Consider the following 15,044-nt stretch of genomic DNA (forward strand, 5'->3'; position numbering starts at 1 on the left):
ATACCGTTTATCTGCAAATCGGAATAGATAACACCTATGCAAAGTGATGATTAATATTGCTTATTGATATCAATGGTAACTGGAGCGCCCAATTCAACCACTTCACTTTCACCGTACCAATCACCTTCGCGAGTTGAAACGTTGCCGTCTGTATCAAGCCTAGCTCTAACCATCAGTGTTTCAAGGCTAGACAGCTCTTGCCCTTCCAGCATGCTGTTGCCGTCATCTAGCACAACCGTACGAGGGAAAGTCCCTAGTGGGTAGCGTGCCGCTGCGATAGGCATTGGAGAACCATCAGCTCTGTGTACTGACACAATTAACACTGAGTTAGGGTCAGCATTCACGTCTGCAGATAGATCGAGCGTTACAGCAACAGTCTTACCTTGGTCGACACCCATAGTGTCGCCCATTTTCTTCTGAGCACTTTCAATACTGCGCGAAAGCATTTCATAGCGACTGTCTTGTGGACCAATCATCTGTTGCATGATGCTCCAGTACTTCACAGCACCCGGGTAGTCTTGACGCTCAAATGCATCGAACGCTAGCAGTGAGAACACACGAAGGTCGACGTAATCGTTTTGAATCAAACGGCTCAAAATCAAACGAGCTTGGTTTTGATCCGCTTCATCAGGTGAAAGCATCAGTGCTTGTGCGAAACCTAACTGAACATCTTCATTCTTAGGTTCAAGCTTGTAAGCTCGCTCCATAGAATCTTTTGCTGTTTCAGCATCACGGTTAGCCAGTGCAATACGACCGAGTAGTAACCAACCTGTTGAATCTTTTGGTTGGTAATGCAGACGAGTACGAAGCGCCAGAGTCAAATCTTCCAGTTCATCATCCGTTAGTGCACCACCTTCCGATGACATTAGCTTTTTAGACAACTCAGGAAGGTTCGAGCTCACTTCTTGCCAGTGTTGAACTTTGTCCAATGCACCGAACTTAAAGTACATACCATAAGTCACAGCCACGACAAGAATGATCGACGGTACAACCACACCAAGCGTAGAGATTTGAGTTTTCTTCATCTCTTCTTGTGCAGGAACATCATCAAGCAGAGACTGTTTCAAATCAGCGATCAGTTCTTGTTGGTTATCAACAAGACCTTCCTCTGCTTCTACTTCTAACTCGACAAGACGGTCTTTATAGAACGCTTTATTCAACTCGTCGCGAAGCATCTCGTCATTGTTTGCCTTCTTGTTAATGAAAGGCAGAACAATTAAGAAAATTGCCGCTAGCGAAAGGATAATGGTAGAAATCCAAAATAGAGTCATTACTTCTTATCTCCGTCGTTCTCTTCATCGAGTAACGCTTTTAAGCGAGCTTCTTTGTCTGCATCCCAGTCTTTCTCTGACTCTACTGCTGCTTTTGATTTTGACTTTCTGCTTCGCAAAATGATCAAGCCAAATCCAAACACAACCACCGCAAACGGACCAATCCAAAGGATCGATGTTGCTAGTGTCAGTGGTGGATTGTAAGTCACAAAGTTACCGTAGCGAGCAATCATGTAATCAATGATATCTTGCTTCGACTTACCGTCTTTTGTCATCTCGTACACTTTTTGACGTAAGTCGACCGCTAACTCAGCGTTCGAATCACCAATCGTGTTGTTCTGACATTTAGGGCAACGTAGCGTATTACTCAACTCTTTGAACTGCTGTTCTTGATCTACGGTATCAAATTCATGGAACTCGATAGGCGCAGCAGAAACAGTCGCTGAAATTGCGAACGTAGCGAATAGAGTAATAAGTGCCTTTCTAATCATTTCGATTCCTCCAACAACTCTTGATACATCGGCTCAAGCGTCGATGCCCAGTTGGTTGGGTTCACGTCACCAACATGGCGGTAGCGAACTACGCCATTAGCATCGATTAGGAAAGTTTCAGGCGCGCCATACACGCCAAGGTCAAGGCCTAGCATGCCATTACCATCAAACAGGCTAATTAGGTACGGGTTACCCAACTCTTTTAGCCAACCAACCGCTTTGTTGCGATCATCTTTGTAGTTAAGACCAATGATCTTAACGCCTTGATCCGCAAGCTTGTTCAGGTAAGAGTGCTCTGCATAACAAGTAGGACACCAAGTCGCCCACACGTTAAGAAGCAGTGGCTCGCCTTTAAAGATCGCTTGATCATGAAACTTACCTGGTTGTTCTAAGTCTTCTAGACCAAACTCAGGAACAGGCTTACCAATCAATACGGATTCTAGCTTAGTTGGGTCATCGCCCGACTGGTTGCGCATTAATTGCGTTGCAAAGATTCCAGCTAGAACCATGAACGCAATCAATGGAATGAATAAAATCTTCTTGTTCATTCGAATTAAGCCTCCTGCTCTTCAGCCGACTTTTTGATTGGCTTACGGAAACGGTAACGACGGTCACTGATAGCAATAGCGCCACCAATCGACATAATCAAAGAACCTGCCCAGATCCAACGTACAAATGGTTTGTAGTAGATACGTACAGCCCAAGATTTGTTGTCGTCTAAACGTTCACCCATTGCAATGTAAAGGTCGCGCGTTACGCCACGGTCAATCGCTGCTTCTGTCATCATAGACTTAGCTGTGGTGTAGAAACGTTTTTCAGCGTGAAGCGTGTTGATGTATTTGCCTTCTTTAGTAATTTCAAAGTCAGCAATGTAACCATCGTAGTTAGGACCATCTTTGTCACGAACCCCTGTAAACAGGAAGCTGTATTCTTCAAGCTGGTAGCTTTCACCTGGCGCCAGACGTACATCACGTTCGATGCTGTAGTTTTGCACCATCGCGATACCAATCACTGTCACGGCTAAACCTATGTGACCACACATCATTGCCCAGTGGCTACGAGGTAGCTTAGTTAGACCTTTCAAGAATGTATGACGGTGAGTCGCACGCTCATGCAGCTCAAAGCCGTGCATGAAGATGATCCAGAACGCCATTACCCAACCAGCAAACGCAGTACCACTGAAGCGGTCAGCCAGTAGAGCAACCATTAGCGCACTCAAGCCAAGTGAGAGTGCACCTGAAATCAGCATTGGTTTAACAAGCTTAGACAGGTTGTCACGTTTCCATCGGATCAGAGGACCGATACCAAGCAGGAACGAGAACGGGATCATTAACCAGAAGAACAACATATCAAAGAATGGTGCACCGATAGATACCGAGCCCAAGCCTAACTGTTTGTGAACTAATGGCAGTAGCGTACCTACTAACACAACGACAAGCGCTGCAATCAGTAAGATGTTGTTACCAAGCAGTGCGTTTTCACGAGAAACCAGATCGAAGTTACCGCGAACACGAACCGATGCGCCTTTAATAGCAAACAACAGCAGTGAACCACCGATAACAAAGACTAGGAAACCTAGAATAAACATACCACGAGCAGGATCCGACGCGAATGCGTGAACCGATACCAAGATGCCCGAACGAACTAAGAATGTCCCTAGTAAGCTTAGCGAGAATGCAGAGATAGCCAGCAGTACTGTCCAAGCTTTAAATGTGCCACGCTTCTCAGTTACCGCTAGTGAGTGCATTAGAGCAGTACCAGCCAACCAAGGCATGAATGAAGCGTTTTCTACTGGATCCCAGAACCACCAGCCACCCCAGCCAAGTTCGTAGTAAGCCCACCATGAACCTAGTGCGATACCTACCGTTAGGAATAACCAAGCTGCGATTGTCCAAGGACGCGACCAACGAGCCCATGCCGTATCAAGACGACCACTCATTAGAGAAGCGATTGCGAAAGAGAACGCAACAGAGAAACCTACATAACCCATGTAAAGCATTGGCGGGTGAATAATCAAACCCGGATCTTGCAGTAGTGGGTTCAGGTCACGGCCATCAACAGGGAAGAAAGGCAATGTACGTAAGAACGGGTTAGACGTCACGATAATGAACAGCAAGAAGCCGACAGTAATCAGACCCATGATAGCCAAAACGCGAGCCACAGACTCTTGAGGCATACCACGACTGAATGTCGCTACTGCTACAGTCCAACCCGCTTGGATGAGAACCCAAAGCAGTAATGAACCTTCGTGCGCACCCCAAACCGCCGTAATTCGGTAGTACCAAGGTAGTTGGCTGTTTGAGTTACTTGCTACGTATTGAATCGTAAAATCATTTGTGTAAAACGCGTAACACAAGATAAAGAACGAAATCGCTAAGAATCCGAACATACCCCACGACAACGGTCGTGCGCTGTTCATCAATAATGTGTTATTTCGAGCGGCTCCATACAATGGGAGCACGCTTAGCAGCAATGCAAGTCCCAAGGACAGGATCATCGCAAAATGGCCGATCTCGGCTATCATTGAGCATTTCCTTCTTTTTGTTCAGTCGTGTATTGCAAAGGCTCATGGGTTTTCTTCATTGCTTCCGCAACTTCAGAAGGCATGTACTCTTCATCGTGCTTTGCCAACACCTCAAACGCTTCGATTGTCGTTGCATTTTTAAGGACACCCTGAGCAACAATACCTTGGCCTTCACGGAAAAGATCAGGAAGGATACCATCGTATAGAATTGTTACTTTAGGGCCTACATCCGCCAAATCGAAGCTTACACGTAGTGATTCGTTGTCACGGCTTACAGAGCCTACGACAACCATGCCACCAATACGTAGGCGTTGGCCAACCTCAGGCTTTTTACCATCTTTGCCGTTGACCAGCTCAGTTGGTGTGTAGAACAGATCCATGTTCTGGTTAAGTGCGTAAACCATCAATCCAACAGTCGCACTGATACCAAAAAAGATCGCTAAGACAATGCCCAGCCTCTTTTTACGTCTTGGGTTCATAGAGTGTTCTCCATATTTTTTGCTGCATCGATACGAGCTTGACGATCAATCTTAGCTTGTACTTCATTTAGTAATTGCTTACCACGACGAACGCTTACGACCAGTAAAATGATCATCGCGAGGAATGTGATTCCAAATGCACTCCAGACATACGAGGCATAACCTCCCATGGCTAAGAAATCACTCAAAGATTCAAAATACATAATTACCTACCCTACTACGCTTTTTCAGCCGCAAGCTTGCGAACCCATGGACGGTGACTTTCTTTACTGATGATTTCGTTACGGAAACGAATCATGGTTAAAGCGCCAAAGAAGAAAGCGAAGCCGAAGATGTTAAGAAGAAGCGGCCATAGCATATCACTTGAGATCGAAGGTTTTGCGAACTTAGTAATGGTCGCGCCTTGATGAAGTGTATTCCACCACTCTACAGAGAAGTGAATGATAGGGAGGTTAATCACGCCAACGATAGCCAAAATGCCTGCCGCTTTCGCTGCTGTTTTTTGGTCGTCAAAAGCGTGGTGTAGTGCGATCACACCCAAGTATAGGAATAGAAGAATCAGCTCTGAGGTTAAACGCGCATCCCAAACCCACCAAGCACCCCACATTGGTTTACCCCAAACTGCGCCAGTTAGTAACGCAATGAAGGTAAACACAGCGCCAATCGGTGCCATCGCCAGTGCGGCCATGTCTGATAGCCTTACCTGCCATACCAAACCGATAAAGGCAGCAATCGCCATCGACATGTAAACGCCCATCGACCAGATTGCAGACGGAACATGGATGTAGATGATACGGAAGCTATCGCCTTGTTGGTAATCAGAAGGCGCAAATGCAAGCCCCCACACGGTACCGACGGATAGACACAATAGCGCTAGGATCGAAAACCATGGCAAAAGTTTACCAGCAAGCTGATAAGAGGTTTCTGCTTTGGCATAGGGATGGAGCCATTTCCACATGTTGTAATCTCACTCTTACTTCATATTGCTTACAGCTATTAAAGCTATAATTATAATAATTTTATTTGTCTTGCTTTCAGTTTTATTGACTCTATGAGTCCAATCGACACATTTGGTTCACATTGGCTATACGATAACGGAACCCCAATCAGTTCACACTTACTCTAAGTGCGGCACTGATCGCAAAAGGCGTCATAGTCATCGCACCCATTAACATTGCCCCAAGCACCGCCAATTGACCGTTGTATGCAACGCCCAAAGCCGCAGCGTCAATTGCTGACGTCGCGAAGATTAAAATGGGGATGTAAAGCGGCAAGATTAACAGGCTTAACAGGACTCCGCCCTTCTGTAACCCAACGGTTAACGCAACACCAATCGCACCAATAAAACTCAATGCGGGTGTTCCTACCAGCAAGGTCAACACAACTGAGAGCCATGTATCAAAATCTAAAGACAACAAAACAGCCAATAATGGGCTGATTAAAATCAATGGTAACCCGGTCAACAACCAGTGTGCTATGACTTTGGACAATACTACCAACTGCAACGGGATTGGCATCAGCATCATCTGTTCAAGGGCGCCATCTTGAAAATCATCACGGAAAAGACGCTCTAAAGAGAGCAATGCAGAGAGCAAAGCGGCCACCCAAACAATACCCGCAGCAATACGCGCAAGTAGGTTTGGCTCTGGACCAATACTCAAAGGGAAAAGCGTGATAACAATGATGAAGAACCACAAAGGGTTAAAGATATCCGCTTGACGTCGAAACGCGATAAGCAGTTCGCGTCGGATAATCGTGGTCATTGAAGAGATCATATTACTCACCCAACTTTATTTTTCTTAGTTTCGGGCTATCAGCAAACATATCTTGGTGTGTGGTTAACAACACAATGCCACCGTTGTCTGCATGCTGAGAAAAAAGAGATTCGAGAACTTTCACGCCCTGCTTATCAATGGCAGTCAGCGGCTCATCAAGAATCCACAACATTTGCTTGCTCAACCAAAGGCGAGCCAACGCAACTCGGCGTTGTTGGCCTGCTGAAAGTTGCCCCGCAGGTACGTCTTCTCTGCCCGCAAGCCCGACTTGAGCCAGCGCGTGATAAAGCTCTTCTTTGCTGGTACCGCCACTGTGAATCGACTGATAAAAGCTCAGATTCTCATAAGCACTAAGCTCGCGCTTTACGCCTGTTTGGTGACCAAGAAAAAGTAAATTTTGATGATAAACATCTCGACTCGATTCAATAGACTCACCGTTCCAAGAGATAGTGCCGTCATCGCGATCGCCTAAGCCAGTAATAATCCTAAGGAGTGTCGTTTTCCCGGTACCGTTACGACCTTCAACTTGAACCAGCTCACCTGGTTTCAATTGAAAAGACAACGATTCAAACAGAATCCTGTCGTCACGAATAGCAGTTAAATTTGAGACTTCTAGCATAGGTAAATTTAGTCGAGTAATGAGAGCGCTATAGTAGCACACCAACATGGTGACAAAACAGGACTAGGCGTTTTCGATAGAACAAAGTCGGTAAGAAACTGTTACCACCTCATCACAATTTACACATTTTCATCAACAAACAAGATATTGTCGTAGATACAAGCACTTATAAACATCGTTCTATATAGATCGGACAGGCATAAAAAAAGAAGCCGAAGCTTCTTTTAAGAGGAATACGTAATAAACATCAATTGCTCAATACGAATTAAGCGCTCAATTTAACGACGTCGAGGCGGGTCTCTGCGATCGCGAGAGGCATCGGGTTGCTGATCGTACGATGAAGGGTCGCTTCGTAATGAAGGAATTTTCTCTTTACCAGCAAGCTTGTTCTGCAGAGACATCATCAGCTCAGCTTCTGCTTTGGGTAATTCACATTCTTCAATTAACTCGTTAATCCCAGCGCCAAGCTGAACCATTTTCGTTGCACGTGTGTACAAACGTCCATCGGTATCCGCATGTTCCAGCTCAACAATACGTTCATTCAAATGTTTGATAAGATCTTGTTGTTCAGTCGCTTTCTGGCCAAGGCCAACCACAACAGAGCGAACCTCAAGTAATTGCTTACTCGATTTTTGAAGCTCTTTGTCCAAGTTACGAACTTGCAGGCGTGACTGATCGAGCTGCTTTTGAATCGCACGTTTTACTTTGCTAATCAAAATCAGGATAAATAACGTAAAAACCCCAACGCCTGATATCAGAGCGACAGGGCTTAAAGGAAGCGCTTCAAACATTACAGGTGAGCCATCTCATCCCATTCGTCTTCGCTTAGTAGTTTGTTTAGATCTACTAAGATAAGTAGCTTGCCATCTCGGTTACTTACACCTTGGATGAACTTAGCACTTTCATCAGTACCAACACTTGGCGTTGTGTCGATTTCAGAAGAACGCAGGTAAACCACTTCAGCAACGCTATCTACTAGAATGCCAATTACTTGACGCTCAGATTCAATAACGATGATACGAGTGTTGTCTGTGATTTCACCTTGCATCAAACCAAAGCGAGAACGAGTGTCGATAACAGTAACAACGTTACCACGTAGGTTAATAATACCTAGAACGTAATCTGGAGCACCCGGTACTGGAGCAATTTCGCTGTAACGTAGTACTTCACGTACTTGCATTACGTTGATGCCGTAAGTTTCTTCTTCTAGCTGGAAAGTCACCCATTGAAGTACTTCATCATTCGTTTGCTCTTTTCTTACTTCAACTTCACTCATATGAGACATAGATAATCCTCTTGCCGTCGTTACCGACCACTATTATTAACTTGATGCTTATTGTTAGCCCAATGCTTATTACTAGCTTAATGCTTTTACATCTAGCCCTGCGTTTAGCATGGCGATTAATGCTTCAACATGAATCAAAGCACACATTTTTTCTTTTACCATACCAGCGAGCCATGGGCGTTTCCCTGCCATTTCTCGCCAACGTACTTTGTCTGTATTAAGTAGCTCGGTGCCTTTGAGCTCTGTGCCCGCCAGGCCCCACAAGCTCTCTCCAAGCATCACTATATATTGATAGTTTTCTTTGTATTCGTCACCTGATAGTTTCTCAGACATCACCCATTTTGCGGTGTCGACCACATCTAGCTGACTATCACGGTTGGTTTGTAAACCCAAATACCAAGCTGGCTTACCAATGATATGACTTAACTCTTCAAGGCGATGGATGCCGCCAAGCTCATCAAGTGGCACCGCAAAGGTCACGCCGTTTACATCAAAATACAAGACTTGAAAGTCTTCTTTGCGAACCGTACTTTCCCAAGAGGTAAACTGGTCAGCACCTCCTGCTTGAGTTTCGGGTTCAATAACTGTCTCGGGATCAGGAACGTCAAGTTCAGGCTCAACAGCCTTAACTTCTACTTGTTCCGTCTCCAACGATTCAGCTTGTAACTCTTCAATTTGCTGCGATTCAACAGGTGGCTCTACAACAATTGATAAATCGGGTTCTGGAAGATTCCAATCCTGAATCTCTGGCTCTTCGAACACTTGAACAGACTCAACCGCGGCATCAAACATTTGCATGTCTGCTTGCTGGGCGATTTTCTGGGTGTTCTGATCCATCAACTCATCAAGGTTCAGTTCATCAACAACATTGGTCGCCTCTAAACGGCTGAGTAGTTTCTGAACATCTTCAAGGTTAGGAACCTCAAACTCAGCCGCGCGTATTTCTGCGTAGCTAGAGTGGTGACTCGAAAATTGGCGCTCTGGCTCTGGCTCTGGCTCTGGCTCTGGCTCTGGCTCTGGCTCTGGCTCTGGCTCTGGCTCTGGCTCTGGCTCTGGCTCTGGCTCTGGCTCTGGCTCTGGCTCTGGCTCTGGCTCTGGCTCTGGCTCTGGCTCTGGCTCTGGCTCTTCAGATTGTGATTCGTCGCTCGACTCGTCAACAAAAAAATCGTCAGATTCAAAGCTTTCATCACCTAACAGCGCAGTAAAATAATCATCCAGTGCTTGTTCACTGGAGAGACTTGGCTGCGCCAATGTTGATTCTTTATTCGCGCTCATTTATCGCCAACCTTTCGAGATAAATAAGCAACTGTTTATAAGCAAATACACCACGGCTACCCGATGCAAAATGAGAGGCTGGCAAGCGCTTTAGGCTCGCATCTCGAAACTTGGTATCAATCGGCACAGCAGACGTCCAAACTTGGTTTGGGTAATCATCTTTGAGCTGCGTTAATGTTTGCAGTGAGGCTTTGGTTCGCTTGTCGTACATCGTCGGGACAATCGTCACCTTAAACGGTGTTTTGCGCGACTTCTGCATAATGGTCAAAGTGCGAATCATGCGCTCTAAGCCCTTCATCGCCAAAAATTCCGTCTGTACCGGAATCAATATACGATCGCTTGCAGCCAATGCATTGACCATCATCACACCAAGAATTGGCGGGCAATCGATCAACACATAGTCGTAGTCATCTTTTAAAGCGGCCAAAGCACGCTTCAAGATCAACCCCATGCCGCTTCGATTTCCCATTACACGGTCTAATGTCGCCAAAGACATATGCGCAGGGATAATATCGATACCTTCGACTTCCGTTTGTAAAAGCAAAGGTCTTACCGTCTGCGCGTTAAATTCACGCAGCTGGAACAGATCAAACAGGCTCGATTCCACCGTATCTGAATCGTAACCCAGATAGGTGGTCAGTGATGCATGTGGGTCAGTATCAACCAACAGAACACGGTGCCCCTTCAACGCAAGTAAACCTGCTAGAGTCACGGTCGTGGTCGTTTTACCAACACCACCTTTTTGGTTTGCAACACTCCAAACAATCATTTCGATTTACCTAAGCTAACCCAACTTCGACCAAGATCCTTTCCGCGATACGGTCTAGAGGGAGGTCTTCAGTAGAAATGCCAGCTTTTGCTACAGCTTGAGGCATACCATATACAACACAGCTATCTTCGTCTTGTGCCCAAATTGTCGAGCCCGCAGTTTTCAACATACGCGAACCTTCTCGACCATCTGCGCCCATACCAGTCAGGATCATAGACAACACTTTGTCGCCGTAGATCTTCGCTGCAGAGCCGAATGTGACATCCACACAAGGCTTGTAGTTCATGCGGTCGCCGCCATCGATAATTCTTAGACGTGCAGACCCTGCGCGGCCATCAACCATCATCTGTTTACCACCTGGAGCAAGATACGCCACGCCAGGTTTTAACACATCACCGTCTTGCGCTTCGCGAACTTCAATCTTACACAAGGTGTTCAAGCGACTAGCAAAAGCCGCTGTGAATGTTGCTGGCATATGCTGAACTAACACAATTGGATGTGGGTAGTGTGCAGGGATGCGAGTCAAAATCTTCTGTAGAGCAACAGGGCCGCCAGTCGACGTACCAATTGCTGTTAATTGATACTTCTTACCTGACGCTCTGAATTTCGCCGTTGATGCAACCGCAGGCTTCGCTGTGGAAGTCGCAGCTGTTGTTGAAATTGGTTGGCGTAATGGCGTAGATGTTGAAGTCGTTGCTGTCGCTCTCGGCACAATAGGAGCACGACGCATAAATGCACGCTTTGCAGCAATCTGAATCACTCGCTGTTGAAGCAATGCAACTGCATCGTCGCGGTTACGTGCAATATCTTCAAACTTCTTAGGTAAGAAGTCGAGAGCACCTGCATCTAACGCATCTAACGTTGCTCTCGCTCCATCATGCGTTAACGATGAAAACATCAAAATAGGCGTTGGAGACGCGGCCATGATCTCACGAACGGCAGTGATACCGTCCATGACAGGCATTTCAATGTCCATAGTGATTACGTCAGGTCTTAGCTGTTTCGCTTTCTCAACGGCTTCTTTACCGTTTACTGCAACATCAATGACTTCTAGGCGAGCCTCTGAGTTGATGATCTCGCTAACGCGACGACGAAAAAAACTCGAATCATCAACGACTAATACTTTAATCGCCATATTTATCCTTAAATTAAATTCTTGACGCTGCTGCGTACTGCTTCAACAAGTCCGGCACATCTAGAATCAATGCAATGTGTCCGTCACTTGTAATTGTCGCGCCTGCCATTCCTGGCGTGCCTTGCAGAAGCTTATCAAGCGGCTTGATGACTACTTCTTCTTGACCGATCAGCGTATCGACAACAAAACCAACACGTTGGCTACCAAGTTGCACGATAACAACATGGCCGTGTCCTTTGCGCAGTTCAACAATACCCGCTTTAGGTGCAAGCCAGTTTTGCAAGTAGAACAACGGAATAGACTTATCGCGAACGATGATCGTCAGCTGACCATCAACCACGTTTGTGCGGCTTAAATCTAGGTGGAAAATCTCGTTAACCGATGCCAATGGCAATGCAAATGGGTGACCTGCAACACCGACCATCAAGGTTGGTAGAATCGCTAGGGTTAGTGGAACCTTGATGGTGATCTTGGTGCCCTGTCCCATTTCTGAATCAATATCAATAGAGCCGTTCAGTGTGTTGATCGCTGTTTTCACAACGTCCATACCCACACCACGACCAGAGATATCCGAGATCTGCTCTTTGCTTGAGAAGCCAGGAGCAAAAATCAGGTTAAAACACTCTTTATTTGATAAGCGAGACGCTGCATCTTCATCCATCAGGCCACGTTTAACCGCGATAGCACGAAGCTTATCAGGGTCCATACCGCCACCGTCATCAACGATAGCCAGTTCAATGTGGTCACCTTCTTGAGAGGCAGACAGAATCACTTTACCCGTTTGTGATTTACCCGCAGCAACACGGTCGTTTGGCATTTCAATACCATGATCGACAGAGTTTCTCACCAAGTGAATCAGGGGATCAGCAAGTGCTTCTACTAAGTTTTTATCAAGGTCCGTTTCTTCGCCACGCATTTCAAGAACGATGTCTTTCTTCAAGCTACGAGCAAGGTCACGGACAACTCGTGGGAAGCGACCAAATACTTTCTTGATCGGCTGCATACGAGTCTTCATTACCGCACCTTGAAGGTCTGCAGTAACAACATCTAAGTTAGAGACAGCTTTCGACATTTCTTCGTCGTTGCTGTTGAGGCCTAGGCTGACTAGTCGGTTACGCACCAATACCAGTTCACCCACCATGTTCATGATGGTGTCCAGTGTTGATGTATCAACACGAACTGTTGCTTCAGCTTGTTGCTTCTTAGCCGGCACTTTAACTTCAGCTTTTGCTGGAGCGCTCGGTTTTGGCTCAGCTTTAACGGCAACTGGCGCAGCAGGTTTAGGCGCAGCTTGAGGTGCTACTGCCTTAACTTCTGCTGGCTTAGTCGCAGCATCCAATTCTTCAATCGAAGGTCCATTACCTGAGCCATGTAGTTGGTCAAGTAACTTCTCGAACTCTTCGTCAGTCATCAGATCATCGCCTTCAGACATCGCCGAAACAGGTGCTGCTGGCGGCGTTGGCGGTGGAGGAGGCGTTGAACTTGCCGCTGTCGGGCTCTTACCCGCACCGTGCAATTCATCTAATAACTTTTCAAATTCGTCATCAGTAATATCACCACTGTCAGCAACAGACTGAGGTGCAGCGGGTGCTGGCGGCGGTGTTGGTGCAGAAGGCGCTGTTGGTGAACCACCTTTACCGTGAAGCTCATCAAGCAAGCGTTCAAACTCATCTTCAGAGATATCATCGACTGAAGATGCATTGATGTTTGAGCTTTCAGCAGTAGGTTCCGGAGCAATAACAGGCTCAGGCGCTGCAACAACAGGTTCAGGGATAATAGGTGCAGGCGCTTCTACTGGTGCCACTTCATCCGCAGACTCTGGTTTACAGAGACGGTGAAGTTCATCCAATAAAGATTGGTCGGCTGGCACTAAAGGTTCCTGATCTTGCACGGCGCGAAACTGTACATTGACTGTATCTAGCGCCTGCAGCATGGTATCCATCAAACCTGATGTTACGCTGCGTTGGCCGTTTCGCAGAATGTCGAACACATTCTCAGCACCATGACAAGTATCCACCAGCTCAGTTAATGCTAGGAAACCAGCACCACCTTTTACTGTATGGAAACCACGGAAAATAGCATTTAATAGGTCTTTGTCGTCAGGGTTATTCTCAAGCTCTACCAGTTGTTCTGATAGGAGTTCAAGGATCTCTCCTGCTTCGACTAAAAAGTCCTGAAGAATATCTTCGTCTAAATCGTAGCTCATACGTTACCTTTAAAATCCAAGACTGGATAACAAATCGTCGACTTCATCTTGAGATGCGACAGCGTCTTCGCGCTCTTCTGGGTTCATAATTGGACCTTCAGGCGCAATCGATGCTTTCTTCTCTGACTCTGGAGTTGGCTCTTTTTGATTCGCACCGAATACCGTGAGAATCTCGACCAAACGTCCTTCCACCTCATTCACCAAGGTAATAACTTTGCTGATTATCTGCCCAGTTAAATCTTGGAAATCCTGAGCCATCAAGATTTCAGTCAATTGTCCGCGTAGTTCAGTACTGTCGCCTTCTACTTGGACAAGCAATCCATCAATGCGGTGACATAAAGCTTTAAATTGTGCCAGCTCAATGCGGCCATGCATCAGTTCATTCCATTGAGGCCTTACTTGAAGTAAACACTCGTGTAGGTTGTCTGCGATTGGCATACAGCGATCGACAGCGTCCATCGTCTTATTTGCCGCAACTTCCGTTTTATCAATGACATACTGAAGGCGATCCCTTGCATCAGGGATTTCGTCATTTGCGATAACGCTGATGCGTTCATCGAAATTGAATTGAGTCAAAGAGTCGTGGAGGTCGCGTGTCAGACTTCCTATTTCTTGAAGCATTGGATTGTCTTGAAGACTAAAGTTATCTTCATAAATGCTTCTCACAAGAGAATCAGCATTTTGCTGCTCATCGTTCTCAAGCAGCTCTACTAATTTTTTTGCTTGTTCTAATGAAATCATCCTGAATTCGGCCTTACTCCGCATACTTTGTGCGCTTAGGCTATCGAGATAAACAGATAACTTATCAGTCAGTGTTTACCTAGAAGTGCCTAAATTTATTGATGCTTATAAGCGATCAAAAATCTTATCAAGTTTCTCTTTCAGCGTTGCAGCAGTGAAAGGCTTCACAATGTAACCATTAACACCCGCTTGCGCAGCTTCGATGATCTGCTCACGCTTCGCTTCAGCTGTGATCATAAGCACTGGAAGGTGCTTAAGTTCTGCGTCTGCGCGAATGTGTTTAAGCAGGTCAATCCCTTGCATGCCTGGCATGTTCCAGTCAGTTACCACGAAATCAAATTCGCCTTTTTTCAGCATAGGTAACGCGGTCAAGCCATCATCTGCTTCTTGAGTGTTGTTGAAACCTAAATCGCGAAGTAGGTTTTTAACAATTCGGCGCATCGTTGAAAAATCATCAACAATGAGAATTTTCAT

General features: G+C 46.0%; 17 protein-coding genes. All 17 read right to left on the reverse strand.

Annotated elements, in window-relative coordinates:
• Window positions 1-50: 50 nt before the first annotated feature.
• The gene (ccmI, locus tag LMH68_RS03625) at window positions 51-1,271 is read right to left on the reverse strand and encodes a c-type cytochrome biogenesis protein CcmI (RefSeq protein WP_017071950.1); all 1,221 of its coding nucleotides are present in this window, start codon (window positions 1,269-1,271) and stop codon (window positions 51-53) included.
• Window positions 1,271-1,762 (reverse strand): cytochrome c-type biogenesis protein, encoded by a 492-nt coding sequence (locus tag LMH68_RS03630; protein ID WP_229647695.1) that lies wholly within the window; start codon window positions 1,760-1,762, stop codon window positions 1,271-1,273. The genes ccmI and LMH68_RS03630 overlap by 1 nt, the downstream gene beginning before the upstream one ends.
• On the reverse strand, window positions 1,759-2,310 hold the full coding sequence (locus tag LMH68_RS03635) for a DsbE family thiol:disulfide interchange protein (RefSeq protein WP_017060653.1): 552 nt from the start codon (window positions 2,308-2,310) through the stop codon (window positions 1,759-1,761). Before LMH68_RS03635 ends, LMH68_RS03630 begins: the two co-directional genes overlap by 4 nt.
• Window positions 2,311-2,315: 5 nt before the next feature.
• Window positions 2,316-4,286: a heme lyase CcmF/NrfE family subunit gene (locus LMH68_RS03640; protein ID WP_136979573.1), complete on the reverse strand. Its 1,971-nt coding sequence runs from the start codon at window positions 4,284-4,286 to the stop codon at window positions 2,316-2,318.
• Window positions 4,283-4,765: a cytochrome c maturation protein CcmE gene (ccmE, locus tag LMH68_RS03645; RefSeq protein ID WP_017060655.1), complete on the reverse strand. Its 483-nt coding sequence runs from the start codon at window positions 4,763-4,765 to the stop codon at window positions 4,283-4,285. Before ccmE ends, LMH68_RS03640 begins: the two co-directional genes overlap by 4 nt.
• Window positions 4,762-4,968 carry a heme exporter protein CcmD gene (gene ccmD / locus LMH68_RS03650; RefSeq protein ID WP_017060656.1) on the reverse strand — a complete coding sequence of 69 codons (207 nt, stop codon included), beginning with the start codon at window positions 4,966-4,968 and terminating at the stop codon, window positions 4,762-4,764. Before ccmD ends, ccmE begins: the two co-directional genes overlap by 4 nt.
• A gap of 14 nt (window positions 4,969-4,982) precedes the next feature.
• Entirely contained in the window at window positions 4,983-5,723 is a 741-nt protein-coding gene (locus LMH68_RS03655) for a heme ABC transporter permease (protein ID WP_017068974.1), read from the reverse strand.
• Between the two features lie 148 nt (window positions 5,724-5,871).
• On the reverse strand, window positions 5,872-6,540 hold the full coding sequence (gene ccmB / locus LMH68_RS03660; protein WP_017060658.1) for a heme exporter protein CcmB: 669 nt from the start codon (window positions 6,538-6,540) through the stop codon (window positions 5,872-5,874).
• A 1-nt stretch (window position 6,541) separates the two neighbouring features.
• Window positions 6,542-7,159, reverse strand: coding sequence for a cytochrome c biogenesis heme-transporting ATPase CcmA (ccmA, locus tag LMH68_RS03665; RefSeq protein WP_229647694.1), 618 nt, complete (start codon window positions 7,157-7,159; stop codon window positions 6,542-6,544).
• A gap of 278 nt (window positions 7,160-7,437) precedes the next feature.
• Window positions 7,438-7,950 carry a DUF2802 domain-containing protein gene (locus tag LMH68_RS03670; protein WP_229647693.1) on the reverse strand — a complete coding sequence of 171 codons (513 nt, stop codon included), beginning with the start codon at window positions 7,948-7,950 and terminating at the stop codon, window positions 7,438-7,440.
• On the reverse strand, window positions 7,950-8,444 hold the full coding sequence (locus LMH68_RS03675; protein WP_017064109.1) for a chemotaxis protein CheW: 495 nt from the start codon (window positions 8,442-8,444) through the stop codon (window positions 7,950-7,952). The genes LMH68_RS03670 and LMH68_RS03675 overlap by 1 nt, the downstream gene beginning before the upstream one ends.
• A gap of 72 nt (window positions 8,445-8,516) precedes the next feature.
• Entirely contained in the window at window positions 8,517-9,719 is a 1,203-nt protein-coding gene (locus tag LMH68_RS03680) for a chemotaxis protein CheW (protein ID WP_413755528.1), read from the reverse strand.
• Window positions 9,706-10,488 (reverse strand): ParA family protein, encoded by a 783-nt coding sequence (locus tag LMH68_RS03685; RefSeq protein ID WP_017064111.1) that lies wholly within the window; start codon window positions 10,486-10,488, stop codon window positions 9,706-9,708. The genes LMH68_RS03680 and LMH68_RS03685 overlap by 14 nt, the downstream gene beginning before the upstream one ends.
• Window positions 10,489-10,498: 10 nt before the next feature.
• Window positions 10,499-11,623 carry a protein-glutamate methylesterase/protein-glutamine glutaminase gene (locus tag LMH68_RS03690; protein ID WP_229647691.1) on the reverse strand — a complete coding sequence of 375 codons (1,125 nt, stop codon included), beginning with the start codon at window positions 11,621-11,623 and terminating at the stop codon, window positions 10,499-10,501.
• A gap of 13 nt (window positions 11,624-11,636) precedes the next feature.
• Window positions 11,637-13,829 (reverse strand): chemotaxis protein CheA, encoded by a 2,193-nt coding sequence (locus LMH68_RS03695; RefSeq protein ID WP_017064112.1) that lies wholly within the window; start codon window positions 13,827-13,829, stop codon window positions 11,637-11,639.
• A gap of 9 nt (window positions 13,830-13,838) precedes the next feature.
• Window positions 13,839-14,570: a protein phosphatase CheZ gene (locus LMH68_RS03700; RefSeq protein WP_017064113.1), complete on the reverse strand. Its 732-nt coding sequence runs from the start codon at window positions 14,568-14,570 to the stop codon at window positions 13,839-13,841.
• 105 nt (window positions 14,571-14,675) lie between these two features.
• Window positions 14,676-15,044, reverse strand: coding sequence for a chemotaxis response regulator CheY (gene cheY / locus LMH68_RS03705; RefSeq protein ID WP_016767062.1), 369 nt, complete (start codon window positions 15,042-15,044; stop codon window positions 14,676-14,678).

It is taken from the genome of Vibrio sp. F13 (assembly GCF_020806305.2).
Classification (GTDB): Bacteria; Pseudomonadota; Gammaproteobacteria; order Enterobacterales; family Vibrionaceae; genus Vibrio; species Vibrio crassostreae_C.

Bases quoted from the DNA above. Each gene is read 5' to 3' on its own strand.
- ccmI (WP_017071950.1), bottom strand. From the start codon at position 1,271: ATGACTCTATTTTGGATTTCTACCATTATCCTTTCGCTAGCGGCAATT.
- LMH68_RS03630 (WP_229647695.1), bottom strand. From the start codon at position 1,762: ATGATTAGAAAGGCACTTATTACTCTATTCGCTACGTTCGCAATTTCA.
- LMH68_RS03635 (WP_017060653.1), bottom strand. From the start codon at position 2,310: ATGAACAAGAAGATTTTATTCATTCCATTGATTGCGTTCATGGTTCTA.
- LMH68_RS03640 (WP_136979573.1), bottom strand. From the start codon at position 4,286: ATGATAGCCGAGATCGGCCATTTTGCGATGATCCTGTCCTTGGGACTT.
- ccmE (WP_017060655.1), bottom strand. From the start codon at position 4,765: ATGAACCCAAGACGTAAAAAGAGGCTGGGCATTGTCTTAGCGATCTTT.
- ccmD (WP_017060656.1), bottom strand. From the start codon at position 4,968: ATGTATTTTGAATCTTTGAGTGATTTCTTAGCCATGGGAGGTTATGCC.
- LMH68_RS03655 (WP_017068974.1), bottom strand. From the start codon at position 5,723: ATGTGGAAATGGCTCCATCCCTATGCCAAAGCAGAAACCTCTTATCAG.
- ccmB (WP_017060658.1), bottom strand. From the start codon at position 6,540: ATGATCTCTTCAATGACCACGATTATCCGACGCGAACTGCTTATCGCG.
- ccmA (WP_229647694.1), bottom strand. From the start codon at position 7,159: ATGCTAGAAGTCTCAAATTTAACTGCTATTCGTGACGACAGGATTCTG.
- LMH68_RS03670 (WP_229647693.1), bottom strand. From the start codon at position 7,950: ATGTTTGAAGCGCTTCCTTTAAGCCCTGTCGCTCTGATATCAGGCGTT.
- LMH68_RS03675 (WP_017064109.1), bottom strand. From the start codon at position 8,444: ATGTCTCATATGAGTGAAGTTGAAGTAAGAAAAGAGCAAACGAATGAT.
- LMH68_RS03680 (WP_413755528.1), bottom strand. From the start codon at position 9,719: ATGAGCGCGAATAAAGAATCAACATTGGCGCAGCCAAGTCTCTCCAGT.
- LMH68_RS03685 (WP_017064111.1), bottom strand. From the start codon at position 10,488: ATGATTGTTTGGAGTGTTGCAAACCAAAAAGGTGGTGTTGGTAAAACG.
- LMH68_RS03690 (WP_229647691.1), bottom strand. From the start codon at position 11,623: ATGGCGATTAAAGTATTAGTCGTTGATGATTCGAGTTTTTTTCGTCGT.
- LMH68_RS03695 (WP_017064112.1), bottom strand. From the start codon at position 13,829: ATGAGCTACGATTTAGACGAAGATATTCTTCAGGACTTTTTAGTCGAA.
- LMH68_RS03700 (WP_017064113.1), bottom strand. From the start codon at position 14,570: ATGATTTCATTAGAACAAGCAAAAAAATTAGTAGAGCTGCTTGAGAAC.
- cheY (WP_016767062.1), bottom strand. From the start codon at position 15,044: ATGAAAATTCTCATTGTTGATGATTTTTCAACGATGCGCCGAATTGTT.